This window comes from Microbacterium phyllosphaerae (assembly GCF_017876435.1).
Lineage (GTDB): Bacteria > Actinomycetota > Actinomycetes > Actinomycetales > Microbacteriaceae > Microbacterium > Microbacterium phyllosphaerae.
In genome coordinates, this window is record NZ_JAGIOA010000001.1 from 2102596 (window position 1) to 2125510 (window position 22915).

Here is a 22915-nt window from a genome sequence, read left to right on the forward strand (position 1 = left end):
GGGTTCGGCATCGACGTTCTGAGTGCGCACGGGGCGGCTTCGGTCGCGTCCGCGGTGATGGAAGGCATCCTCGAGGACCTTCTCGAGAACGACTTGAGCTGCGCGCCGCACGTCGTCGCCAGGATCGTCGCAGAGGTCACGGCCGACCGATCGTCGGTGAGAGAGGTCGCAGCCAGACTCGACCCCGCTCAGAGAGCGGGTCTGAGGCCGCTCCCGATGCCGTTGCCGATGGTCGGGGGCATCGACGCGCTGTATTCGGGCCTCGATGTCGATCCGCGCGATCACGATCTGCTGGTGGCGATCTCGTTGCGGCTCGACGACAGGCTGGATCCGCTCCTCGATTTCGACGGTCGGACGGCTGCCGACATCGCAGCGGGGCCGATCGGGCCTCTGATCCACATGCACGCGGGTCGGGTGCAGCTCTCTGATCCGCGCCTCGCCATCTGGCTGCGGGCGACCACGTCGACGACGTCGGCGGCCCGGGTGCACAGACGACTGCACCGGGTCTTCCATCGCCGAGGCGAGAGGGTGGATGCGGACTGGCATCGCGCTCGTGCATCGACCGGCCTGGATCCCACCACGGCGAACGAACTCACGCGCATCGCACGCGAGCATTCGGAGGCCGGGCTGAGCGAGCGGGCCTTCCATCTCGCGGCGGAGGCTGCTGCCCACACGGTGGGCACCGATCGCGACGAGGCCACGCTCGTCGCCGGCGTCGCGGCGATCGCCGCCGGGTACGCGGTCGAAGCCGCCAGACGACTCGCCGGACTCTTCCCCGGCGGGGAGGAACGATATCGACTGCAGGGGCTCGGCGGGCTCTTCGTCGCGCAGGCGCACCTGCGAGGTGCGGTGCCCGAGGTCGATCTCGATGCTCTCAGGCCGCGAGGCGACGATCCGGAGCATTGGTATTCCTGGGCGCGTGCCGCAGCATTCGCGGCGGTCCTCTGCGCGGAACGAGGTGACCGGCTGGGGATGCGCTCGTGGCTCGAGGCTCTGCGCGAGGGTACAGCGCGCACCGGCGCGGAACACGAGCTCCGCGATCCGGTGGTGGCCCTCGCCTGGCTCGTCCTGGGCGACCATGACGTCGACGACGTGCGTGGAGCCGGGCCTCTCACCGGGGGAATGCTCCAGGCGCTGCATGCTGCGATCGACGGAGATGTCGACCACGGTCTGCGTATTCTCGCCGTCGGCGATTCGGGCATCGGTGTCGAGGTCGATCCGTTCGTCGCCGGTTTCGAGGCCAGCCCTCTGGTGGGCGCCTACCGCGCGGTGGTCGAGGTGCTTCTGCTGATGTGGCGAGGAGACATGGGTGCCGCGCGCGACAGGATGATCCGCGCATCACTCGAGCTTCCCGTCGCGATCCCGTTCGCCGGTCTCGGAGTCGTCATCGCTCGTCGCCTCGATCTCGCGGTGCTCGGCAGGCTCGGGCCGTTCGCCCGATCCCTCACCGCAGCGTTGCCCGCTCCCGTGCGCATCGACCAGCTCGTCGATCGCGGGATCGAAGCATTCCTCGACGGCGCATCGGAGGAGGCGGCGTCATGCATGCGAGTCTGGCGGGATCGCGGGGCACCGCAGACGACCCTGTCCGTGCCCGGGCTCGAAGAGGCGATCGTGGTCACCGAGCCTGCGCTGCGTCATCGGCACCGGATCGAACCGCCGGAGATCGCACTCGCACAGCAGCTGCGTCTTCGCATCACGGGCTGCTCCGATGAGGACTGGCGCATGGAACGCGACCGCGTGGTCGCCGAGACGAGGACTCTCACCTCTCCGTTCTCACGCGGACGTGTCGAAGCGATGATCGGCACGCGGTCGCTCATTCGCGGCGACGTCGAGCTCGGGCGTGAGCACCTGGCCACCGCGGTCAAGCTGCTCGAGCTGTCCGGTGCCGACGCGTGGGCGCGCGCCGTCGAGGTTCGGCTGCGTCGGCTCGGGACGCAGGAACGCCCGACGGTCGTGGTCGGGGACCCACTCGCATCCTGTCGGCGAGTCTGGCGGTCCGTGCTGACCGCCCGAGAGTTCGACGTGGCGATGCTCGTCGTCGAAGGGGCATCGAACCGTGACATCGCCGATTCGCTCCACGTCTCGGTCCGGACGGTGGAGGTGCATCTCGGCCGCGTGTTCGCGAAGCTCGAGGTGCGCACGCGGGTCGAACTCACCGTACTGGCGCATCGGATCGGTCAGTACGTCTGAGCGACGGGGTCAGCGGGGGAGGGACAGCATCTCGCCGTCGGCCTCGGCCAGGCCATCGGCGATCAGCGAGTCGATGGCCCTGTCGCGCTGAAGCGGATCCGGCCACTCGGGAAGCACGGTCTCAAGGAGCACCGCGCGCGGTGCGGCGTCACGCAGAAGGCGCAGCACGGCGCCGCGGGCCTGCCGGTCCGAGCCCTCGAAGGCCGCCTGGCGCCGGCGGGTGTCGCCGGTGTCAGGGCGTCCGGCCGCGACCCAGGCGCAGGTCTCGATCAGAGGGCAGGCCTCGCATCGTGGCGCGCGAGCGATGCACACCGTCGCTCCGAGCTCCATGGCTGCAGCGTTGAACACAGCGGCGTCGGCATCGTCGACGGGGAGCATCGCGTCCATGAGGTCGAGGTCGCGGCGGGAAGGAGATCCCGGCTGTGCCTGGCCGAGTACGGCGCGAGCGAGCACTCGGCGCGTGTTGGTGTCGACGACGGGGTGACGATCGCCGTAGGCGAAGACAGCGACGGCCCTGGCGGTGTAGTCGCCGATTCCCGAGAGCTTCAGCAGAGCGTCCACATCTCGCGGCACCACACCGTCATGGCGGTCGGTGATCTCGATGGCTGCCCTGTGCAGCCACAGTGCACGGCGGGGGTAGCCGAGGTTGGCCCACTGGTGCACGACGTCCGCCGGCGACGCGGCGGCCAGAGCGCGGGGTGTGGGCCAGCGAGCGAGCCACGCCTCCAGGTGCGGGATCACCCTGTTGACGGGTGTCTGCTGCAGCATGAACTCGCTGACCAGCGTGCCCCAGGCTGCATACTCGTCGTGGAATTCGCGGCGGCGCCACGGCAGATCGCGTGCGGCACCTCGATACCATTCCGCGAGAGGCAGCGTCGTCGCAGCGATCGGATGCGGTGTCGAGGGCACTTCGACAGCCTAAGCGCACCGTAGGCTTGATGGATGGTCTCGCCCGGCATCCTTCTCGTCGACAAGCCCGCTGGACTGACCAGCCATGACGTCGTCGCACGCACTCGCCGTGCGCTCGGCACCCGCAAGGTCGGCCACGCGGGCACGCTCGATCCGATGGCCACGGGCCTGCTGGTGATCGGGGTCGAGGGCGCGACGCGCCTGCTCACCTACATCGTCGGGGCGAACAAGACCTACGAGGCGACGATCCGACTCGGGCAGACGACGAGCACGGACGATGCCGACGGCGACATCCTGACCCACGCGCCCGCAGAGGCGTGGGACTCCGTGACCCCCGAGCGCGTGACGGCGGGCATCGCCGCCCTGACGGGAGCGATCTCGCAGGTGCCGAGCTCGGTGTCGGCGATCAAGGTCGACGGCCGCCGTGCCTACGACCGGGTTCGCGCGGGGGAGGAGGTCGTGCTCGCCGCCCGTGACGTCACGGTGTCCCGCTTCGACGTCCTCGCCGAGCGCGCCGGCGAAGGGTTCCTGGATCTCGACGTCGTGGTCGACTGCTCGTCCGGCACCTACATCCGCTCGCTCGCGCGCGACCTCGGCGCGGGACTCGGACTCGGCGGGCATCTCACCGCGCTGCGGCGCACCAGGGTCGGCGACTTCGACGTCGCCGACGCCGTGGTGGTGGATGATCTCGCGGAAGCCGTGTTGCTGACCCCGGCCGCCGCAGCTGTTCGAGTGCTCGATCCGCTCCCCGTCTCGAATGCTGATGCTCGGGACCTCCGACATGGCAAACGGCTGACGGACCAGGCTTCTCGGCTGAGCGGCGCCCTGGCGGCAGCGATCGACGAAGACGGTGTGCTCGTCGGCGTCGTCGAGAAGCGCGGCGCCGATCTGAAGAGCGCGATGAACATGCCGGAGGTGTCCCGATGATCCTGTGGCTGACGATCGTCCAGGTGGTCGCGGCGGCGGCCGCAGGTCTCTTCTGCGTGGCTCTCGGGCTGATCGGTCGGCGACCGAGCGACTGGTCGGTCGGCGCGCTCGCGCTCGTCGAACTGCTCCTGATCGTGCAGGTGATCACCGCGGTCGTCTCGCCCCTCACCGGCAACCCGCCCACCGGCGACCTTCTCGAGTACTGGGTGTATCTGGTCTCCGCCGTGCTGCTGCCGATCGGCGCCGTGCTCTGGGCGCTGATGGAGCGAAGCAGATGGAGCACGGTCATCCTCGGAGTCGCGGCGTTCGCCGTCGCGATCATGGTGTGGCGCATGCATGTCATCTGGACCGTGCAGGTCGCCTGAGCGTCTCCGTGCGCATCCGGGATCCTCGGCCCGGACCTAGAATGGGTGGAGCTATGAGCACCACCGTCCCCACCTCCCGGATGACCGGCATCGGCCGTGTCCTCGTGATCGTCTACGCCGTCATGGCACTCGCGGCGACCGGTCGAAGCTTCGTGCAGATCTTCCGACAGTTCGACGAGGCGCCGCTGGCGTATTCGCTCTCGGCGCTCGCTGCCGTCGTGTACATCCTCGCGACCCTGGCGCTCGTGCTGGCGAACCGCCGCGGCTGGTACGCCGTGGCGTGGGTCGCGATCGTGTTCGAGCTCACCGGGGTTCTGGTGATCGGCGCGCTCAGCATCTTCTTCCCCGACCTCTTCCCGCACGACACCGTGTGGTCGATGTTCGGGCGCGGCTACGTGTTCATCCCTCTCGTGCTCCCGATCTTCGGTATCTGGTGGCTGCGCACGCATCGCCCGGCGCTCGATGCACAGGAGGCTCCCTCCGCCGAGGTGTCCGCATGATCGTCTTCCGCGACCCTCAGGAGGTTCCGGACGACTTCGGCCCCTCCGCCGTCGCGATCGGCAAGTTCGACGGAGTGCATGCGGGGCATCGAGCGGTCATCCGACGCCTCAAGGAGATCGCGGCATCCTCCGACCTGAAGACCGTCGCGGTGACGTTCGACCGCAATCCCCTGGCCGTCCTGCGCCCCGACCGGTGCCCTGAGAACGTCGTCACCGTCGACCGCAAGATCGAGCTTCTGGGCGAGCTTGAGCTCGATGCGACGCTGCTTCTCACGTTCGATGCCGAACTCGCCGCGCGCAGCGCCGAGGACTTCGTGAGCAGCATCCTCGTCGGCGCGCTGCGCGTGTCGACGGTGCTCGTCGGCGAGGACTTCCGGTTCGGACGTGGCGGGGCGGGAACCCCTGCGCTGCTGCGCGAGCTGGGGCCGCGGCTCGGATTCACCGTGGAGGTCGTCGATGACGTGTTCCTCGACGATTCCGAGCGGCGCGTCTCGTCGACCTGGATCCGCGAACTGCTGATGGACGGCGATGTCACGACGGCCGCACGTGTGCTCGACCGCAATGTCGATGTGCGTGGCGAGGTCGTGCACGGTCTCAAGCGCGGCAGGGAACTCGGATTCCCGACCGCGAACCTCTCGGCCTCGGTCGACTCGTTCGTGCCGGGTGACGGTGTGTACGCCGGATGGCTCGTCGACCACGAGACCGGGATACGTCACCGGGCGGCGATCTCCGTCGGCACGAATCCGACGTTCGACGACGTGCTCGAGCGGCAGGTCGAGGCGCACGTGATCGGCGAGACCGATCTGGATCTGTACGGCCACGACGTGACGGTGGAGTTCGTCGAGCGTCTGCGCGGCATGGTCGCATTCGAGGGCATCGAGAAGCTCAAGTCGCAGATGACGGCCGACGTCACCGACGCCGAACGGGTGCTCGCGGCGCCGAGAAGCTGAACGCCGCCCCAACTCTCCGTGACGTGATCTCGGCCCGATGGTCGGCATGGCGTAGAATGGTCCTCGGTGGTTGACGAATCTCGCGAGTGATTCGCGCGTCGATGGCCACCGGAACTACTGTTCGTACGGTCCTGGCTCACGCCACACGCGGACATCGAGAACGGCTGCCGCATCCTGTGGATGCTCGGCCTTCACGCTCAGGAGGAGCATGCCGACCACGGCGACTGCCGCATCGCGGCGCAAGAAGACGTCTCGTCGCGACGATGAGGCGCCCCTCATCCCGATCCTCGCGCGCAAGGTGCGCGAGATCGAGGCGAAGTCGCAGCGGGGAAAACTGGGCCCGACGAATCGGGTGAAGTTCCAGGTGATCGCCTTCCTGGTGCGCGAAGAGCGCGCCAGAGTGAAGGCGGATGCCGAGATCGCCGATGCCGCCCGCGCCGAGCTGCTCAAGCGGCTCGACGGTGTCGCGACGATCCTCGCCAAGACCGCTGCGCGCGACACGTCGCTGATCCAGCTGCTCGAGGCCGATCAGGCAACCTCGCCGGTGGCGAAGCGCATGCGTCGAGACTGGCTGCTCGAGTCGGGCGCGGAACTCGCGCCGGAAGAGCTCATCATCGCGGATGTCGCTCCGGTGCAGACCTCGGTGGTCTCGGCAGCGATCGCCGAGCGTCAGGTGACGCCGCCGTCGGTCGAGGCGCGCCAGCTCGCGAACCCGTTCCTCGCCCCGGATCTGACTCCTCGAGCCAGCACCACCCCGCGCCGTCGTCTCGACGGCTGGGAGCTCATGGGGCCGCTCTACAAGGCGTTCGAGACGGGCGCCGGGGGAGGCGCGGCGAGCATGGATCTGCCGCCCGCTCCCGAGTACGACCACCTCTCGCCCAAGGGGCTCGAGGTCATGGTGCACCAGTCGCGCTTCCTCGAGGCTGTGCGCGAAGGTCACCGCAGCTTCCTCCTCGCCGATGAGCCCGGTCTCGGAAAGACCGCTCAGTCCGTTCTCGCCGCGTCGGTCGCGGGTGCCTATCCGCTGCTCGTCGTCGTGCCCAACGTCGTCAAGATGAACTGGGCGCGTGAGGTCGAGCGCTGGACACCGCAGCGCCGAGCGACCGTCATCCAGGGCGACGGCGCCGACATCGACGCGTTCGCCGACATCTTCATCGTGAACTACGAGATCCTCGATCGTCACATGTCGTGGCTCGCATCGATCGGTCTGCGTGGAATGGTCGTCGACGAGGCGCATTTCATCAAGAACCTCAGCTCGCAGCGCTCCCAGAACGTGCTGTCGCTCGCCAACCGCGTGCGCGAGCGCACGCCTGGCGGCAACCCGCTGATGCTGGCCCTCACCGGAACGCCCCTGATCAACGACGTCGAGGACTTCGACGCGATCTGGCGCTTCCTCGGCTGGACGACGGGAGAGAAGCCCGGCCCCGAGCTGATGGAGAAGCTCGACGCGACAGGCTTCACGCCGGCCGACAAGTCGTTCTACCCGGAGGCGCGGGAAGCCGTGATCTCGATGGGCATCGTCCGTCGCAAGAAGAAGGACGTCGCAGCCGATCTCCCCGACAAGCTCATCGCCGATCTGCCGGTGCAGCTCGACGACGAGTTCGGGCGCAGCATCCGCCAGGCAGAGCGCGAGCTCGGCGAGCGCCTTGCCGCCCGCTACCGTCGGATCATCGAGGCGCGCGGCGACCGCGGGCTCGCGCCGGGTGAGATCGACGAGGACATCGTCCGTCTCGTGGCCCAGAACGAGCTCGAGGAGTCGAAGGCCGCCGGCACGGGGGGCGACAACGTCTTCACCATGGTGCGTCGCATCGGACAGGCGAAGGCGCACCTGGCGGCCGACTATGCGGCACAGCTTCAGCGCTCGGTGGGCAAGGTGGTGTTCTTCGCCAAGCACATCGACGTGATGGACCAGGCCGAAGCCCACTTCGCCTCCGCCGGCATCCGGTCAGTGTCCATCCGTGGCGACCAGACCTCGACGGCGCGTCAGCAGGCGATCGACGACTTCAACAGCGATCCGGACGTCGGCATCGCGGTCTGCTCGCTCACGGCGGCGGGCGTGGGCGTCAACATGCAGGCGGCGTCGAACGTCGTGCTCGCAGAGCTGTCCTGGACCGCCGCGGAGCAGACTCAGGCGATCGACCGGGTGCACCGCATCGGGCAGGACGAGCCGGTCACGGCATGGCGGATCATCGCGGCGCACACCGTCGACGCGAAGATCGCCGAGCTCATCGATCAGAAGCAGGGACTCGCGGCGCGGGCGCTCGATGGCGAGGCCATCGATGACGCGGCTGCGGAACCCGTGCAGCTCGGTGCGCTCATGCACCTCCTGCGCGAAGCGCTCGGAGCCGCCTGACGGGACAAGCTCTCGAAAGATCGGCGTTAAGAATCACGGTTCTTGGCGCCGATTTCTCGCTCTCATCGCCGACGCGAGGCATTTCTTGCAAATCGTCCCGAAACGACCGCAAGATCTTCGGTTTTCGACGCCTCGAATGGCGCCTGCGCGCATCAGGGCGCTAGTGTCGATCGCAGGCAGCGTCGCCTTTTCCCCCTTTCCCTGAACCCGTCTGAGGCAAGCATGAAGATCGGCATTCTGACGAGCGGTGGCGACTGCCCCGGACTCAACGCGGTAATCCGCGGAATCGTGCTCAAGGGCACCACGACCTACGACCTCGAGTTCGTCGGCATCCGCGACGGATGGCGCGGTGTGGTCGACGGAGACTTCTTCCCCCTCACCCGCCACGAGGTGAAGGGCCTGTCGAAGGTCGGCGGAACGATCCTCGGCACCAGCCGCACCAACCCCTACGAGGGTGTGCGCGGCGGGGCGGAGAACATCGCCAAGACGCTCTACGGGCACAAGATCGACGGCATCATCGCGATCGGCGGCGAGGGAACCCTGGCCGCCGCCGACCGTCTCGCGAAGGACGGCATCAACGTCATCGGCGTGCCGAAGACGATCGACAACGACCTGCGTGCCACCGACTACTCGTTCGGCTTCGACACGGCGGTGAACATCGCCACCGATGCGATGGACCGTCTGCGTACCACCGGCGACTCGCATCAGCGCTGCATGGTGGCCGAGGTCATGGGACGCCACGTCGGCTGGATCGCGTTGCACGCCGGTATGGCGGCGGGCGCCCACGCCATCTGCATCCCTGAGGTGCCGATGTCGATCGACGACATCACCGAGCTCGTCTCGAGCGCCCACGATCGCGGTCGCGCGCCGCTCGTCGTGGTCTCCGAGGGGTTCAAGCTGCTCGGCATGGACGAGGCCTACAGCGACAAGGGGCTGGATGCGTTCAACCGCCCCCGTCTGGGCGGCATCGGCGACCAGCTCGCACCGGCGATCGAGCGGATCACCGGAATCGAGACGCGTGCGACGATCCTCGGCCACATCCAGCGAGGCGGCTCTCCGTCCGCGTTCGACCGTGTGCTGGCGACGCGCCTCGGGTTGCACGCCGCCGATGCGATCGTCGATCAGGCATGGGGCCAGATGGTGGCCATGCAGGGCACCGATATCGTCCGCGTCCCCTTCGCCGAGGCGCTCGGCGAGCTGAACACGGTTCCCCGCAGCCGGTACGACGAGGCCGCCGCCCTGTTCGGCTGAGCCGCCAGGTACTGAGAACAGGAGGACCGACGCGGATCAGGAGCATCCGCGTCGGTCTTTCCTGTTCTCGGACGCTTCTCCTGAGGTGGGCCGGTCGCAGACTCAGCCCGGCCGATGCAGATTCTGAGCGACCGCCGCGCGTACGACGCTCTGCACGAATTCCGGTCGGAACAGGATCTGGTGGTAGTCGAAACGGAGCACGGTGTAGCCCCGCAGGCTGAGTCGTGCATCTGCTTCGATGTCGCGGCGCCGATCGGACGCGTTGCTGTGATGGGCGAATCCGTCCAGCTGCACCGCGAGCCGCGTGCCGATCAGTGCATCGAGTGGGTGCCCGTCGATCCACACCTGCTGAACGACGTCCACGCCGATCGCGCGCATCAGGACGACGAAGTGGGTTTCGAGTCCGGAATCGGACAGGAGGCCGGCGACGGCGGCGATGCGTGATCCCCTGGTACTCCGCCACTCGACGCGGCCCAGGAGCTCAGGTGCGATGAGCCGCTGGTTGAGCGCGGACTCCCAGACCGCCAGGGCTGCGGCCGGTTCCTGGCATCGTGCGACCTCGTGGAGCACGTTGATCAGCGGATCGACGACGCAGTGCTGCCCCGTCGGCGCCGGTCCCGACGACCAGTGCACCCGCAGACCGGCGGAATCGAATCGTGCCGCGGTCGGCGCGACGGCGACATGCACCCGCTCATGGGCGGGCGTCCACAGCCCGAGTCTCCGCGCGGCGGTCACGCAGGTGAGACGACCGCTGACTCCGACAGCGGCGAGAACCTCCGGATCGCACTCTTCGATGCGATCCAGGAGCGGCGGAGCCGGAGCATCCGCCCGGAATCGACCGCAGTGGCGACGACATATCGGCTGAAGCCCGCGGCGTAGATCTCCGTCGTGTGGGCCGCTCCGTCGTGCGTTCGAAGCCAGTCCTCGAGACTCATGTCTCCACTCTGCGGGTTTTCGCTTCTCCATGGCCCGCCGCAGGGAGATTGTGCAGGGATCTGCGTCCATCGCCGATCTGTGGAGGAGAGATCGGCTGGCGCGAGGTCAGGAGAACGGGCTGAGATCAGGAGACTTCTGAGCGAAGTCTCCTGATCTCAGCCGGTCGTCCTGAATCCGGGTGGGAGACAGGGGGCGTAGCGACAGCGGGGGTCAGCGCGAGGCGAGCCCGACCGTGTCGAGGATCCACGCCAGCTCGAAGGCGCGTTCCTTCCACGAGTTGTACCGCCCGCTCACACCACCGTGCCCGGCGACCATCTCGCACTTGAGCAGTGCGTCCGAGGCCCCTGCGACGCGCAGCGCCGCGATCCACTTGGCCGGCTCCACATAGAGCACGCGGGTGTCGTTCAGCGACGTGACCGCGAGGATGCGGGGATACCGGACGCCCTCGCGCACGTTCTCGTACGGCGAGTAGGACTTCATGTACTCGTAGACGTCTGCGCCGTGCAGAGGGTCGCCCCACTCGTCCCATTCGATCACCGTCAGGGGGAGCGAGGGATCCAGGATCGTCGTGAGTGCGTCGACGAAAGGCACTGCGGCCAGGATGCCGGCGAAGAGCTCGGGAGCGAGGTTTGTGACGGCTCCCATGAGCAGGCCGCCGGCGCTGCCGCCTTCTGCGACCAGCCTCTCGGGTGTCGTGATGCCCTGCTCGACGAGATGTTCGGCGCAGGCGACGAAGTCCGTGAACGTGTTGCGCTTGTTCAGGAGCTTGCCGTCCTCGTACCACTGGCGTCCCATCTCGCCGCCTCCGCGCACGTGGGCGACCGCGAAGATGATTCCGCGGTCGAGCTCCGACAGGCGAGCGACCGAGAAACCCGGGTCGATCGAGTGCTCGTACGATCCGTACCCGTACAGGTGCACAGGGCGGACCTCGGAGCCGGGCTCACCGAAGGATCGCTTCCAGACCAGCGAGATCGGCACCCGGGTGCCGTCGGATGCGGTCGCCCAGGCGCGCTGCTGACCGTAGTCGAGCGGGTCGTAGCCGCCCAGCACCGCGACCTGCTTGCGGAGTTCGAGCTCGCGCGTCGCGAGGTCGAGCTCGAACACCGTTCCCGGCGTCAAGAACGAGGTGTAGCCGAGGCGGAGGAACGGCGAGTGCCACTCGGGATTGCCGCTGACGCCTGCCGAATAGAGAGGCTCATCGAAGACGATGTCCTCCACGGCATCCGTCGCATAGTCGAGGAGCCCGACGCGCTCGAGCCCCTCGCTGCGGTACTCGACCGTGGCGAAATCCCGGAACGCGTCGACGCCGAGCAATCGCCGCCCCGGCTCGTGCGCGAGGACGACCCGTCGATCCCCCTGGGGCGCGGATGCCGCGACCGAGACGAGCTCGAAGTCCAGCGCGTCGTCGTTGTGGAGGATGTAGAGGCGGTCCTCTCCGTCGACCACGGCGTGCTCGAGCGAGTACTCGACACCCTCGCGCCGAGGCCACACGATCTCGGGGGCTGCGGTCAGGTCGCCCGAGAGGTCGACGAGGTACTCCTCGCTGGTGATGCTCGACCCCACGGCGATCACGAGGTACTTGCGGCTCCGGGTGATCCCGGCCCCGAGCCAGTACTTCTCGTCGGGCTCGTGGAAGAGCTTCACATCGTCAGACACGGGAGTGCCGAGGCGATGCAGCCAGAGCGTGTCGGGGCGCCAGGCGTCGTCCCTGGTCGTGTAGAGGACGCCGGTGCCGTCCGGCGTGAAGAACGCGCCGCCCGTGTCGGGGATCTCGTCGGCGAGGGTCTCTCCGGTGGCGAGGTCTCGGACGTGGACCGTGTAGAGCTCGTCGCCCTCGAAATCCGTCGCCCAGAGCAGCTTCGTCGCGTCGTCAGAGGTGTCGAACGCGCCGAGCGAGAAGAACTCGTGGCCCTCGGCCTCGACGTTGCCGTCGAGCAGAACCGTCTCTCCGGGGACGGCGACGCCGGGTTCGAGGACCGGGGGAGTCCAGTCGTCCTCGGCGGCCGCGGTGCGGCAATGGATTCCGTACTGGGCGCCTTCCTCCGTGCGGCTGTAATACCACCAGTCTCCGCGCCGAGTCGGCACGGAGAGGTCGGTCTCCTGCACGCGCCCCTTGATCTCCTGGAACAGCGTCTCGCGCAGCTCGGAGAGGTGGGAGAGTTCGGCCTCGGTGTGTGCGTTCTCGGCTTCGAGGTGCGCGATCACCTCGGGGGAGTCCTTCTCACGCAGCCATTCGTACGGGTCGTCGAAGGTGTCGCCGTGGTGAGTGCGGAGAGTCGAGCGGCGGTCTGCGGTCGGGGCATCAGTCACGGCATCCACGCTAGCCCAGGTCGAGTTGACCGGCACCCGACAGGGTGGGAGGATTGCGCGGGGCCGGTTAACGGAAGTCAAACCCACGGTGAACTCTTCGTTCGTCACGTCGATCTCGTCGACACCTCCCTCTTCCTCAACGACCGAAAGCGAACGGTGGAAACCGCAGCCCTCATCGTCGTGCTGGTTATCCTGCTGGCACTCTTCTTCGATTTCACCAACGGGTTCCATGACACCGCGAACGCGATGGCGACGCCCATCGCGACCGGTGCTCTCAAGCCCAAGACCGCGGTCCTGCTCGCAGCGGTCCTGAACCTGGTCGGTGCGTTCCTCTCGACCGAGGTCTCCAAGACCGTGTCGCACGGGATCATCCGCGAGGACACCATCCAAGGCGATGTGTTCCTGCCGATGATCTTCGCCGGACTCATCGGCGCGATCACCTGGAACATGCTCACGTGGCTGCTCGGTCTGCCGTCGAGCTCCTCCCACGCGCTGTTCGGCGGACTCATCGGCGCGACTCTGGTCGGCGTCGGGGTCGGCGGTATCGACTTCGGCATGGTGCTCTCGAAGATCATCCTCCCGGCGCTCATCGCCCCGCTCACCGCCGGCATCATCGCGTTCGCCGCCACCAAGCTGGCGTACTCGATCACTCGACGCTACGACGGCAAGCCCGACGGCCGCGACGGCTTCCGCTGGGGGCAGATCTTCACCTCCTCGCTGGTCGCGCTCGCGCACGGCACGAACGACGCGCAGAAGACGATGGGTGTCATCACCCTGGCGCTGATCACGGTCGGATGGCAGAGCAGCTCGCAGGCCGACCCGCACCTCTGGGTCATCATCGCCTGCGCCGTCACGATCGCGCTCGGCACCTACCTCGGCGGCTGGCGCATCATCCGCACCCTCGGAAAGGGGCTGACCGAGGTGAAGCCCGCACAGGGCTTCTCGGCGGAGAGCTCGACGGCCGCGACGATCCTCGCATCCAGCGCCTTCGGATTCGCCCTCTCGACGACGCAGGTCGCATCGGGGTCCGTGATCGGATCCGGTCTCGGCCGTCGTGGTTCGACCGTGCGCTGGCGCACTGCCGGCCGCATCGCGATCGGCTGGCTGCTCACCCTTCCGGCCGCCGGTGCCGTCGGTGCTCTCGCCGCGCTCCTGATCACGTGGCTCGGCAACTGGGGTATCGCGATCGACACCGTGCTGGCTCTCGCGGTCATCATCGGGCTCTTCCTGCGTTCGCGCAAGGATGCCGTGACCCCCGCGAATGCGATGAGTGATGTGGCGGAGTCGGGGCTCGCGATCGAGCACCCCGACACCACGCCGCTCACCCGCCGTCAGCAGCGCATCGCCGATGCCAAGGCCGAGGCGAAGGCTCGTGCGGAGGCGCGGGAGCAGCTCAAGGTCCAGGCGAAGGCCGATGCGAAGGCCAAGGCTGACGCGAAGGCCGATGCGAAGGCCAAAGCCGCGAAGAAGGCGGCGAAGAGCGGGGCACCCGCCACCAAGATCGACGATGCCGAGACGGCGAACAGCGAGGACTCGAAGTGAGCGTCGACATCGACTGGAGTGCGTTCGTCCAGGTGTTCCTCGCGGCCCTCGTCGGCGCGTGCGCCGTCGTGACGTTCTACGCGCTCGGCCTCCGACTGCTGGTCCGCAGTGGGCACGCGCCCGTGGTGAGCCCTGCCGAGTTCACCGACGCGATCACCGTGATCACCGAGAAGGAGCTCAAGCGCGCCGCGAAGCAGGCCGCCAAGGCTGCGAAGAAGAACCCCCTGACCGACGGGCAGCGCCGCCTGGCGCTCTTCGGCGCCTACGGATGCTTCGCGCTGTGCGCCGCGGCGGTCGTCGCCGGTATCCTCATCATCGTCGTCGGGCACTGATCGGGCGCCGAGGATCGGGCGATCTCAGGGCAGCAGCCCTGCGACGAGGTCGTCGACGATGTCATCCGTCGAGGTTTCGGGATCGATCGGAGTGGTGAGTCGATCGAGCATCAGCCCGTCGATCGCGTAGTGGAACAGCGCGATCTCGCGCCGGCCGCCCGGCAGTCCCGCAGACGAGTTGAACTCGACGTCTCCGTCGAACCCGGCCCGCTGCCATGCACCGAGAAGGGCGGCGACCTCGGGGCGGCGGCTGCTCTCGAGCCGCAGCTCGAAGAGGGCCAGCGTCACATCGCGATCATCCGTGAGGCGTCGGACGATGTCGCGGATGTAGTCCGCGAACAACTCTCTGCTCGGCGCCTCCGACGACCGGCGAACGAGATCGTCCTCGCTCGGGGCGAGCCGTTCCCCGATGCGCTCGACGAGCCCTTCGACCAGGGCATCGCGACTCCGGAAGTAGTTCGATGTCGTGCCGACGGGGACGCCGGCGACGAGGTCGACGGCGCGATGCGTGAGTCCGCGTGACCCCTCCGTCGCGAGGACAGTGAGCCCGGCATCCGCGATCAGTCGTCGTCTGGTCTCGTTCTTCGCCATGCAGGAACCCTATCTCGACTACTACACCTGATGTGGTGGCGCTCCTCGTACCGGTGTCGTCGTCGCGCTTAGGCTGAGATCATGTCAGCGCACTCCGAGTCCGCGTTCGTCTTCGGCCGTCATGAGCCGGCGTCGCACGTGATCATCCACGTGAGCGATCCGCATTTCCTCGCCGGTGGTGTCAGGCTCGGCGGTCGCTACGACGTGGAGTCGAACTTCGCTCGCACGCTGGGCGCGATCAGGACCGTGCACCCGCACCCCGCGGCGATCGTGATCACGGGCGATCTCACCGATCTGGGGGAGCCCGACGCCTACCGGCGTCTGCGCGCTGCCGTCGAGCCGGTGGCCGAGGAGCTCGGAGCTCCCGTGATCTGGGTCGCCGGCAACCATGACGAACGCCCGGCACTGCGGGAGGGGCTGCTCGACCTCGAGCCGACACAGGAGCCGATCACCGGCGTGTGGGATCTCGACGGGCTCCGATTGATCGCCCTCGACACCAGCGTGCCCGGCTGGCATCACGGCGATCTCGGCGACGATCAGCTCGCCTGGTTGGCCGACATCCTTCGCGAACCTGCACCGCACGGCACGCTGCTCGCGATGCATCATCCACCTCTCCCGAGTCATGTGCCTCTGTTCGACATCCTGGAGCTGCGGCATCAGGACGAGCTCGCCGACGTCATCCGGGGGAGCGACGTGCGCGGCATCCTCGCCGGTCACCTGCACTACTCGGCGCACGGGACGTTCGCCGGCGTCCCGGTGAGCGTGTCCTCGGCCACCTGCTACACGATGAACGTCGCCCGGCCCGCTGCCGATGTGAACGGCATGGATGCCGCTCAGGCGTTCCAGCTCGTGCATGTGCGGCCCGACACGATCACGCACACCGTCGTTCCGGTGACCGACGCCCCGACCGGCGACCACTTCTCGCCCGCCTGGCTCGAGAGGATGGCGAAGCTCAGCCCCGCGGAGCGTCTCGAGGCCTTCTCGCGCAAACGCTGACGCGCCGTCGTATCCCTGTCGGCGCATGCGCTCGGGCGTAGACTGGATGCATCCCCCGCATCACACACTCGCCACTACCCACAAGGATGTGACATGGCTTCTGCCGCGCCTGCCCTCACCCGTACCGAGACCGATTCGCTCGGGAGCATGGAGATTCCCGCCGACGCGTACTGGGGGATCCACACCGCCCGTGCCGACGCGAACTTCCCGATCACCAAGCGTCCGATCTCGGTCTACCCCGACCTGATCGTCGCCCTCGCGATGGTCAAGCAGGCGAGTGCCCGCGCCAACCGCGAGATCGGCGTGCTCGATGCAGAACGCGCCGACCTGATCGACCGCGCCGCACAGCGTGTCATCGACGGGGAGTTCCACGACCAGTTCACGGTCGGCGTCATCCAGGGCGGCGCCGGGACCTCGACGAACATGAACGCGAACGAGGTCATCACCAACATCGCTCTCGAGCTCGCCGGCCACGAGAAGGGCGATTACGCGTTCCTGTCGCCGATCGACCACACCAACCGCAGCCAGTCCACCAACGACGTGTACCCGACCGCGGTCAAGATCGGCCTGTCGCTGACGCTGCGCTCGCTGCTCGAGGAACTCGATCTGCTGCGCGTGTCGTTCCTCAACAAGTCGCACGAGTTCCACGACGTCCTGAAGGTCGGACGCACGCAGCTCCAGGATGCCGTGCCGATGACACTCGGTCAGGAGTTCCACGGCTTCGCGTCGACACTCGGCTACGACCACACGCGCCTCACCGAGAACGCGTCTCTCATGTTCGAGATCAACATGGGCGCCACGGCGATCGGCACCGGCATCACGACCCACGTCGACTATGCGCCCGCTGTGCTGAAGCACCTGCGCGAGATCACGTCGCTCGACCTGGTCACCTCGGCCGACCTCGTCGAGGCCACCAGTGACACGGGCTCCTTCATGTCGTTCTCGTCGACGCTCAAGCGCAACGCGATGAAGCTCTCGAAGATCTGCAACGACCTGCGTCTGCTGTCGTCGGGGCCGCAGGCCGGCTTCGGCGAGATCAACCTGCCCGCGATGCAGGCGGGTTCGAGCATCATGCCCGGCAAGGTCAACCCCGTGATCCCCGAGGTCGTCAACCAGGTCGCCTTCGCTGTCGCCGGCGCCGACATGACCGTGACGATGGCGGCCGAGGCGGGGCAGCTGCAGCTCAACGCCTTCGAGCCCGTGATCGCGCACTCGATCTTCCAGTCGATCACCTGGATGCGTCAGGCGATGTGGACGCTCCGCGTGAACTGCATCGACGGCATCACCGCGAACCGCGACCGTCTCGGGGCGATGGTCGGAGCATCGGTCGGCGTCATCACCGCGCTCACCCCGTTCATCGGCTACGCGGCCGCGGCCGCGCTGGCCAAGACCGCACTCCTCACGAACCGCAACGTCGCCGATCTGGTCGTCGAGGCCGGTCTGATGTCGCGTGACGAGGTCATCAAGCAGCTGTCGCCGGCGCGTCTGTCGGGCCTCGAGGCGATCACCGCGGCGATCCCGGTGATCGCCCCCGAGGATCTCATCGAGATCTGACCGGACACGACGAAGGCCCCGGCGATGTCCGCCGGGGCCTTCGTCACGTATGCGCGGGTACTCAGTCGAGAACGCGGCAGTGCGTGGTGAGCTCGCCGATGCCGTCGATGCCGACGGTCACCGTGGAGCGGTCACGCAGGAAGATCTGCGGATCGCGCGAGTATCCTGCACCGCCCGGGCTTCCCGTCGAGATCAGGGTGCCGGGCAGCAGCGTCAGCGACTGCGAGAGGTGCGCGATGAGCTTCGCGACCGACCGGACCATCTGGTCGGTGCTGGCATCCTGCACGGTCTGTCCGTCGACGACGGCCCAGATGTGGAGGTCCTGCGGGTCGGCGATCTCGTCGGCCGTGACGGCGAAGGGGCCTGTCGGCGTGAATCCGTCGAACGACTTGCAGCGAGACCACTGCGCCTCGGAGAACTGGACGTTCCGAGCGGTGATGTCGTTGACCACCGTGTACCCCCAGACGTGGGAGAGCGCGTCGGCTTCGGCGACATCCTTCGCAGGAGTGCCGATCAGCACACCGAGCTCGGCCTCGTAGTCCACCGCCTCGCTCAGCGCGCGCGGCCAGGAAGTCGTCTGCTCGTGTCCGGTGAGCGAATTGGGCCACAGAGTGAACACGGTCGGTGCCGCGTCGGTCTTCAGCCCGAGCTCACTGGAGTGGGCCGCGTAGTTGAGTCCGACCGCGAGAACCGCGGGGGGAGCGATCACCGCGGAGGCGAACTCCCAGGCGTCGAGCGGATGCCGCGGTGCGTCGCTGCCCGCTACAGCGGATCGGAGTGCGGCGAGCATCTGCGCGCCGCCCTCGATCAGCTGCTGCAGCGAGGCAGGGGGGTCGGGAAGGAGATCGGAGACGAGGATGGCGTCGGCACCCTCCACCACTGCGAGATGCGCAGCGGGAGAGTCGGCACGACGCAGATGAGCGAACCGCATGCTTCTACGCTATCCGGTGAGGCGCGGGAAATGCTGGAGGAAGTCGCCAGACCGAGGGGAACTTGGTTGTTCCCCATATGCTTTTGCCTATGAGTTCCGGAGGACCGTCCCAGCCATCGCCATACACGCCGCCGCCCGCGCCGCAGCAGCCTCCGGCCCAGCAACCTCCGGCTCCGCCCCAGCCGCAGGGGTATCCGCAGCAGCAGCAGCCCGCTCCGCAGCAGCCCGGGTACTCGCAGCAGCCCGGGTATCCGCAGCAGCCCGGATACCCGCAGCAGCCGCAGGCGTACCCCGCGAACCAGCCGCCGGCCCCGCAGCAGTACTCCGCTCAGCAGTACGCGCAGTCGAGCTACATGCCCGCCCCTTTCTCGCAGCGTCCCGCGTACGCGTCCGTTCTCGCTCAGCCGACTCCCTACTCTCCGCCTGCGCCCGCGGCTCCGTCTCCTGCACAGGGGCTGCCCGCGCTGCCCGCTGCCCGTCGCGGCGGACGCATCGCCCTCTATTGCCTGTTCGGGTTCCTCGGCCTGCTGCTTCTGGCGCTGATCGCCTACTTCGGTCTGGCCCTGGGCCCGCTGGCATCGGTCATCGGCCTCGTACTCGCACTGGTTCCGCTCGCGATCGTCTTCTTCGTCGTACGGATGATCGATCGATGGGAGCCCGAGCCCAAGTCTCTCGTGTTCTTCGCGATCGCCTGGGGTGCCATCGCGGCCGTCGGGCTGACGCTCCTCGTCGATCTCGGTCTCACCGCCGTCCTCGGCATGAGGGGAGAGGTCGCCGGAGCGGTGATCCAGGCGCCCATCGTCGAGGAGTTCTGGAAGGGCTTCGGTGTCTTCCTGATCTTCCTGATCGCCCGCCGTTCGTTCGACGGCCCGGTCGACGGCGTCGTCTACGGCGCCCTGGTGGGTGCGGGCTTCGCCTTCACCGAGAACATCCAGTACTTCGCGATCAGTCTCATCGAGGGCGGTGGCGAGCAGCTCACCGTGACGTTCATCCTGCGGGCGATCATGTCGCCGTTCGCGCATGCGATGTTCACCTCGCTCACCGGCCTCGCGATCGGGCTGGCCGCTCGGCGCCACGCCTCGGCAGGTGCGGCGCTCGGGTTCGGTCTTCTCGGGATGCTCGGCGCGATGTTCCTGCACGGGCTCTGGAACGGGTCGTCGTTCGCGAACTTCTTCCTGCTCTACTTCGTGCTGCAGGTCCCTCTGTTCGTCGGTTTCATCTTCGGTATCATCGCGCTTCGGCGGGAGGAATCCCGACTGACCAAGGCGCGCCTCGGCGACTACGCCGCCGCCGGATGGTTCACGCCCGAAGAGGTCACCATGCTGGCCACGCCGGCCGGTCGCAAGACCGGGCTGGGCTGGGCCGCGCAACTGCGCGGAGACCGCCGCCCGCTCATGCGCGAGTTCATCAAGGACGCCACGACGCTCGCATCCGTTCGCCAGCGCGCCATCACGGGCCGCGACCCGATGGCTCCGGCGGACGAGCAGGCTCTGCTCGCTCGTACACGGGCCACGAGGGCGGCTCTCCTGGCCTACTGAGCGCCGGACTCGATGTCCGGTGACAGACTCAGCGCCCGGTGCTGCGGCGATGCCTGCATGTCTACCGGGCGCTGAGTTGATCTGTAAACAGGGTGCACCCGGTGTGCACGGGTGTCAAGAGCTTCGAGCGAACCGGGTCGGATTCCCTCGTATCAGCGTCCCGGCGCCGTGTTCGCTCTGAGCAGGCGTCACCGCGTTGACCCGTACCGGGGCGCTCGGGTTGGATGGAACCATGACTGATCGCACAAAGCCTGAGTTCGACGCCCCCACCGGCCCCGCTCCCGCGGAGCTCGTGATCCGCGACCTCATCGAAGGAGACGGCGCCGAGGCGAAGCCCGGCGACACCGTGACCGTGCACTACGCCGGTGTCGAGTTCGAGTCCGGCGAGGAGTTCGACTCGTCGTGGGGTCGTGGCGAGACCATCCAGTTCCCGCTCCGCGGTCTGATCCAGGGTTGGCAGGACGGCATCCCCGGTATGAAGGTCGGCGGACGCCGTGAGCTGGTCATCCCGCCGCATCTCGCCTACGGGCCCGTCGGAGGCGGACACTTCCTCTCCGGCAAGACCCTCATCTTTATCATCGACCTCGTCGCCGTCGGCTGATCCCGACAGATGCCGGAAGGCGCCGTGTCCCTCGGGGCTCGGCGCCTTTCTCATTCCCGAAAAGTTCTTCGCACACAGGGGAATATATGCATCTGCATGTAAGTTGTTATCCGTGACGCCGTGAACACGGCCCCTCATCCGTTGCCGCACAGTGCGGCTGATGTCTCCCGAGGAGAAACCATGACCACCATCGACATTCCCGGCTACCGCGCAGGCACCTGGGTGCTCGACCCGTCGCACAGCGAGGTCACCTTCAGTGTCCGCCACATGATGATCTCCAAGGTGCGCGGCACCTTCGGCGTCAAGAGCGCCACGCTCATCGCCCCCGAGAACCCCCTCGAGGCTCGCGTCGAGGCGAGCGTCGACGTCACGTCGATCGACACGAAGGACGAGGGGCGCGACACGCACCTGCGCTCGGGCGACTTCTTCGACACCGAGAACTTCCCGACCATGGAGTTCGTCTCGACGGGTGCGCGCGCCGAGGGCGGCGAGCTCTTCGTCGACGGCGACCTGACCATCCGCGGCATCACCAAGCCGGTCAGCTTCGAGCTCGACTTCGGCGGGTTCGGCTCCGACCCGTGGGGCAACTACAAGGCCGGCGCCTCGGCGAAGACCGTCATCAACCGTGAGGATTTCGGTCTGACCTGGAACGCGGCGCTTGAGACCGGTGGCGTGCTCGTCGGCAAGGACGTCACGATCAGCCTCGACCTGCAGGGTGCTCTGCAGCAGGACTGATCACCAGCAGATCGCGAGAACCCCGGGCCCCTCAGGGCTCGGGGTTCTCTGCGTCGTACGCGCGGAACCGGGTGCTGCGACGCGCGAGCAGAGCGACGAGGGCGATCACCAGGAATCCTCCGAGAAGGGGTGGGAACCACAGTGTCGTGAGCGAGGCGAGGGTGCCCGCGTACAGCGCGCCGACACGCGGCCCGCCGGCGACGACGATGATGAACACACCCTGAAGGCGCCCTCGCATGGAGTCGGGGACCGATGCCTGCATCATCGTGTTCCGATAGATCGAACTGACGTTGTCGGAAGCCCCGGAGGCGGCGAGCAGGATGCAGGCGGCGACGATCAGGCCGACGTTCGGGAGCTTTTCGGTCGCGGGCGCGGAGAAGGCGCCGATCAGCAGGACCACGCCGAATCCCATGATCGAGGCGCCGTACGCCTCGACCGCCCGCTCGATCCCGCGGCCGTGCCATCGGTACTGCACGACTCGCCCCGAGAAGAGGCTCGAGGTGAACGTGCCGACGGCGACGGCCGCCGTGAGGATGCCGGTCGTGACGGCGCCGCCGCCGAGCAGCACGGTGCCGAGGGCGGGGAACAGCACGAGGGGCTGGCCGAAGGTCATCGCGATGATGTCCATGACGTACTGCGTGCGGATGTTGCTCGCCCGCCGGAGGAAACGCCACCCGTCCACCAGCGACGCGAGGCCGGGGCGCACGACTTCGCCCTCGGGGCGCAGAGACGGCAGGGTCCACAGTCCGAGGAACATCGACAGCATCAGGACGACGTCGATCGTGTACGTCCACCCGTATCCGGTCAGGGCGACGAGTATGCCGGCGAGGGCCGGCCCCGCCATGACGGTGAGGCCGAACGCGACGCCGTTGAGCGCGGAGGCCGCAGCCAGCAGATCGCGGGGGATCAGGCGGGGGACGATCGCGGTGCGGGTCGCCATTCCCACGGAGTTCGCGGCGGAGTTGATGATGCTCAGGACGTACAGCCACCAGATCGTCTCCGCCCCGGTCCAGGTGAGCGCGGCCAGCAGGCCGGTCGACGCGAACGTCACGGTCGCGGCGATCAGCGCGACGCGCCGACGATCGAATGCGTCGGCGAGCATCCCGCCGTAGAGGCCGGCGAGGATCATCGGCACGAGCCCCGCCACGGCGATCATCGAGACGGCGAAGGTGCTCCCGGTGAGCGCGAACACGTGCAGCATCACGGTGACGATCGTGAGCTGGCCGCCGATGCCCGCGAGCACGGAGCCGATCCACATCCGCGCGAACGCCGGGCTGGCCTTCAGAGGGCTGAGGTCGATCAGATGACTGCGAGCCGTGCTCACGCCGCGTGCCTGTCGTGCATGACCCGAGCGTATCCGAGACGCGGAAGGTGCAGCCGACGGAGGTCACGCACCGCCATCGA

21 protein-coding genes are annotated in these 22915 nt (G+C 67.8%); 14 read left to right on the forward strand and 7 right to left on the reverse strand.

Features of this window, described 5'->3' with window-relative positions; translation table 11 throughout:
* The first annotated feature begins 57 nt into the window (after positions 1–57).
* On the forward strand, positions 58–2190 hold the full coding sequence (locus JOF42_RS09750; protein ID WP_210097684.1) for a helix-turn-helix transcriptional regulator: 2133 nt from the start codon (positions 58–60) through the stop codon (positions 2188–2190).
* A gap of 9 nt (positions 2191–2199) precedes the next feature.
* On the opposite strand, the gene JOF42_RS09755 is transcribed toward JOF42_RS09750, so the two are convergent.
* Positions 2200–3099, reverse strand: coding sequence for an HhH-GPD family protein (locus JOF42_RS09755; RefSeq protein WP_372443553.1), 900 nt, complete (start codon positions 3097–3099; stop codon positions 2200–2202).
* Positions 3100–3132: 33 nt separating this feature from the next.
* Here JOF42_RS09755 and truB point away from each other — a divergent pair, with 33 nt between their 5' ends.
* From truB to JOF42_RS09785, 6 genes are all read left to right on the forward strand, one after another.
* A complete protein-coding gene (gene truB, locus JOF42_RS09760) occupies positions 3133–4026 on the forward strand; it encodes a tRNA pseudouridine(55) synthase TruB (protein ID WP_210097685.1) in 894 nt (297 codons plus the stop codon).
* Complete coding sequence (locus tag JOF42_RS09765; RefSeq protein ID WP_210097686.1) at positions 4023–4391, forward strand: hypothetical protein; 369 nt, start codon at positions 4023–4025, stop codon at positions 4389–4391. Before truB ends, JOF42_RS09765 begins: the two co-directional genes overlap by 4 nt.
* 53 nt (positions 4392–4444) lie before the next feature.
* Complete coding sequence (locus JOF42_RS09770) at positions 4445–4891, forward strand: hypothetical protein (protein ID WP_245340775.1); 447 nt, start codon at positions 4445–4447, stop codon at positions 4889–4891.
* Positions 4888–5841, forward strand: coding sequence for a bifunctional riboflavin kinase/FAD synthetase (locus JOF42_RS09775; RefSeq protein ID WP_210097687.1), 954 nt, complete (start codon positions 4888–4890; stop codon positions 5839–5841). Before JOF42_RS09770 ends, JOF42_RS09775 begins: the two co-directional genes overlap by 4 nt.
* 208 nt (positions 5842–6049) lie before the next feature.
* On the forward strand, positions 6050–8194 hold the full coding sequence (locus JOF42_RS09780) for a DEAD/DEAH box helicase (RefSeq protein ID WP_210097688.1): 2145 nt from the start codon (positions 6050–6052) through the stop codon (positions 8192–8194).
* 222 nt (positions 8195–8416) lie between these two features.
* A complete protein-coding gene (locus JOF42_RS09785) occupies positions 8417–9445 on the forward strand; it encodes an ATP-dependent 6-phosphofructokinase (protein ID WP_210097689.1) in 1029 nt (342 codons plus the stop codon).
* Between the two features lie 102 nt (positions 9446–9547).
* Here the strand turns inward: JOF42_RS09785 and JOF42_RS18215 are convergent, their stop codons facing one another.
* From JOF42_RS18215 to JOF42_RS09795, 3 genes are all read right to left on the reverse strand, one after another.
* A complete protein-coding gene (locus JOF42_RS18215; RefSeq protein WP_307803579.1) occupies positions 9548–10180 on the reverse strand; it encodes an endonuclease domain-containing protein in 633 nt (210 codons plus the stop codon).
* Complete coding sequence (locus JOF42_RS17930) at positions 10177–10380, reverse strand: type IV toxin-antitoxin system AbiEi family antitoxin domain-containing protein (RefSeq protein WP_245340776.1); 204 nt, start codon at positions 10378–10380, stop codon at positions 10177–10179. The genes JOF42_RS18215 and JOF42_RS17930 overlap by 4 nt, the downstream gene beginning before the upstream one ends.
* A gap of 211 nt (positions 10381–10591) precedes the next feature.
* Positions 10592–12691 carry a S9 family peptidase gene (locus JOF42_RS09795; RefSeq protein WP_210097690.1) on the reverse strand — a complete coding sequence of 700 codons (2100 nt, stop codon included), beginning with the start codon at positions 12689–12691 and terminating at the stop codon, positions 10592–10594.
* A gap of 156 nt (positions 12692–12847) precedes the next feature.
* Here JOF42_RS09795 and JOF42_RS09800 point away from each other — a divergent pair, with 156 nt between their 5' ends.
* Positions 12848–14233, forward strand: coding sequence for an inorganic phosphate transporter (locus JOF42_RS09800; protein ID WP_210097691.1), 1386 nt, complete (start codon positions 12848–12850; stop codon positions 14231–14233).
* On the forward strand, positions 14230–14565 hold the full coding sequence (locus JOF42_RS09805; protein WP_210097692.1) for a peptidase: 336 nt from the start codon (positions 14230–14232) through the stop codon (positions 14563–14565). Before JOF42_RS09800 ends, JOF42_RS09805 begins: the two co-directional genes overlap by 4 nt.
* 24 nt (positions 14566–14589) lie before the next feature.
* On the opposite strand, the gene JOF42_RS09810 is transcribed toward JOF42_RS09805, so the two are convergent.
* A complete protein-coding gene (locus tag JOF42_RS09810; RefSeq protein WP_210097693.1) occupies positions 14590–15156 on the reverse strand; it encodes a TetR/AcrR family transcriptional regulator in 567 nt (188 codons plus the stop codon).
* A gap of 81 nt (positions 15157–15237) precedes the next feature.
* On the opposite strand from JOF42_RS09810, the gene JOF42_RS09815 reads away from it, so the two are divergent.
* Together JOF42_RS09815 and JOF42_RS09820 are read left to right on the forward strand one after the other, a co-directional pair.
* Positions 15238–16152 carry a metallophosphoesterase gene (locus JOF42_RS09815; protein ID WP_210097694.1) on the forward strand — a complete coding sequence of 305 codons (915 nt, stop codon included), beginning with the start codon at positions 15238–15240 and terminating at the stop codon, positions 16150–16152.
* A gap of 93 nt (positions 16153–16245) precedes the next feature.
* Complete coding sequence (locus JOF42_RS09820) at positions 16246–17706, forward strand: aspartate ammonia-lyase (RefSeq protein ID WP_210097695.1); 1461 nt, start codon at positions 16246–16248, stop codon at positions 17704–17706.
* Positions 17707–17767: 61 nt separating this feature from the next.
* On the opposite strand, the gene JOF42_RS09825 is transcribed toward JOF42_RS09820, so the two are convergent.
* Positions 17768–18637, reverse strand: coding sequence for a fumarylacetoacetate hydrolase family protein (locus JOF42_RS09825; RefSeq protein ID WP_210097696.1), 870 nt, complete (start codon positions 18635–18637; stop codon positions 17768–17770).
* A gap of 89 nt (positions 18638–18726) precedes the next feature.
* Here JOF42_RS09825 and JOF42_RS09830 point away from each other — a divergent pair, with 89 nt between their 5' ends.
* The 3 genes from JOF42_RS09830 to JOF42_RS09840 all read left to right on the forward strand — a co-directional run bounded on the left by JOF42_RS09830 (position 18727) and on the right by JOF42_RS09840 (position 21511).
* Positions 18727–20175, forward strand: coding sequence for a PrsW family intramembrane metalloprotease (locus tag JOF42_RS09830; protein WP_245340777.1), 1449 nt, complete (start codon positions 18727–18729; stop codon positions 20173–20175).
* Between the two features lie 232 nt (positions 20176–20407).
* Complete coding sequence (locus JOF42_RS09835) at positions 20408–20776, forward strand: FKBP-type peptidyl-prolyl cis-trans isomerase (protein WP_210097697.1); 369 nt, start codon at positions 20408–20410, stop codon at positions 20774–20776.
* A gap of 180 nt (positions 20777–20956) precedes the next feature.
* The gene (locus JOF42_RS09840; protein ID WP_045280511.1) at positions 20957–21511 is read left to right on the forward strand and encodes a YceI family protein; all 555 of its coding nucleotides are present in this window, start codon (positions 20957–20959) and stop codon (positions 21509–21511) included.
* A gap of 31 nt (positions 21512–21542) precedes the next feature.
* Here JOF42_RS09840 and JOF42_RS09845 read toward each other — a convergent pair whose 3' ends face one another.
* Positions 21543–22835, reverse strand: coding sequence for an MFS transporter (locus JOF42_RS09845; RefSeq protein WP_210097698.1), 1293 nt, complete (start codon positions 22833–22835; stop codon positions 21543–21545).
* Positions 22836–22915: the final 80 nt, after the last annotated feature.

Bases quoted from the DNA above. Each gene is read 5' to 3' on its own strand.
- JOF42_RS09810 (WP_210097693.1), bottom strand. From the start codon at position 15,156: ATGGCGAAGAACGAGACCAGACGACGACTGATCGCGGATGCCGGGCTC.
- JOF42_RS09770 (WP_245340775.1), top strand. From the start codon at position 4,445: ATGAGCACCACCGTCCCCACCTCCCGGATGACCGGCATCGGCCGTGTC.
- JOF42_RS09765 (WP_210097686.1), top strand. From the start codon at position 4,023: ATGATCCTGTGGCTGACGATCGTCCAGGTGGTCGCGGCGGCGGCCGCA.
- JOF42_RS09780 (WP_210097688.1), top strand. From the start codon at position 6,050: ATGCCGACCACGGCGACTGCCGCATCGCGGCGCAAGAAGACGTCTCGT.
- JOF42_RS17930 (WP_245340776.1), bottom strand. From the start codon at position 10,380: ATGAGTCTCGAGGACTGGCTTCGAACGCACGACGGAGCGGCCCACACG.
- JOF42_RS09750 (WP_210097684.1), top strand. From the start codon at position 58: ATGGAAGGCATCCTCGAGGACCTTCTCGAGAACGACTTGAGCTGCGCG.
- truB (WP_210097685.1), top strand. From the start codon at position 3,133: ATGGTCTCGCCCGGCATCCTTCTCGTCGACAAGCCCGCTGGACTGACC.
- JOF42_RS09815 (WP_210097694.1), top strand. From the start codon at position 15,238: ATGTCAGCGCACTCCGAGTCCGCGTTCGTCTTCGGCCGTCATGAGCCG.
- JOF42_RS09835 (WP_210097697.1), top strand. From the start codon at position 20,408: ATGACTGATCGCACAAAGCCTGAGTTCGACGCCCCCACCGGCCCCGCT.
- JOF42_RS09830 (WP_245340777.1), top strand. From the start codon at position 18,727: ATGAGTTCCGGAGGACCGTCCCAGCCATCGCCATACACGCCGCCGCCC.
- JOF42_RS09775 (WP_210097687.1), top strand. From the start codon at position 4,888: ATGATCGTCTTCCGCGACCCTCAGGAGGTTCCGGACGACTTCGGCCCC.
- JOF42_RS09825 (WP_210097696.1), bottom strand. From the start codon at position 18,637: ATGCGGTTCGCTCATCTGCGTCGTGCCGACTCTCCCGCTGCGCATCTC.
- JOF42_RS09820 (WP_210097695.1), top strand. From the start codon at position 16,246: ATGGCTTCTGCCGCGCCTGCCCTCACCCGTACCGAGACCGATTCGCTC.
- JOF42_RS09840 (WP_045280511.1), top strand. From the start codon at position 20,957: ATGACCACCATCGACATTCCCGGCTACCGCGCAGGCACCTGGGTGCTC.
- JOF42_RS09785 (WP_210097689.1), top strand. From the start codon at position 8,417: ATGAAGATCGGCATTCTGACGAGCGGTGGCGACTGCCCCGGACTCAAC.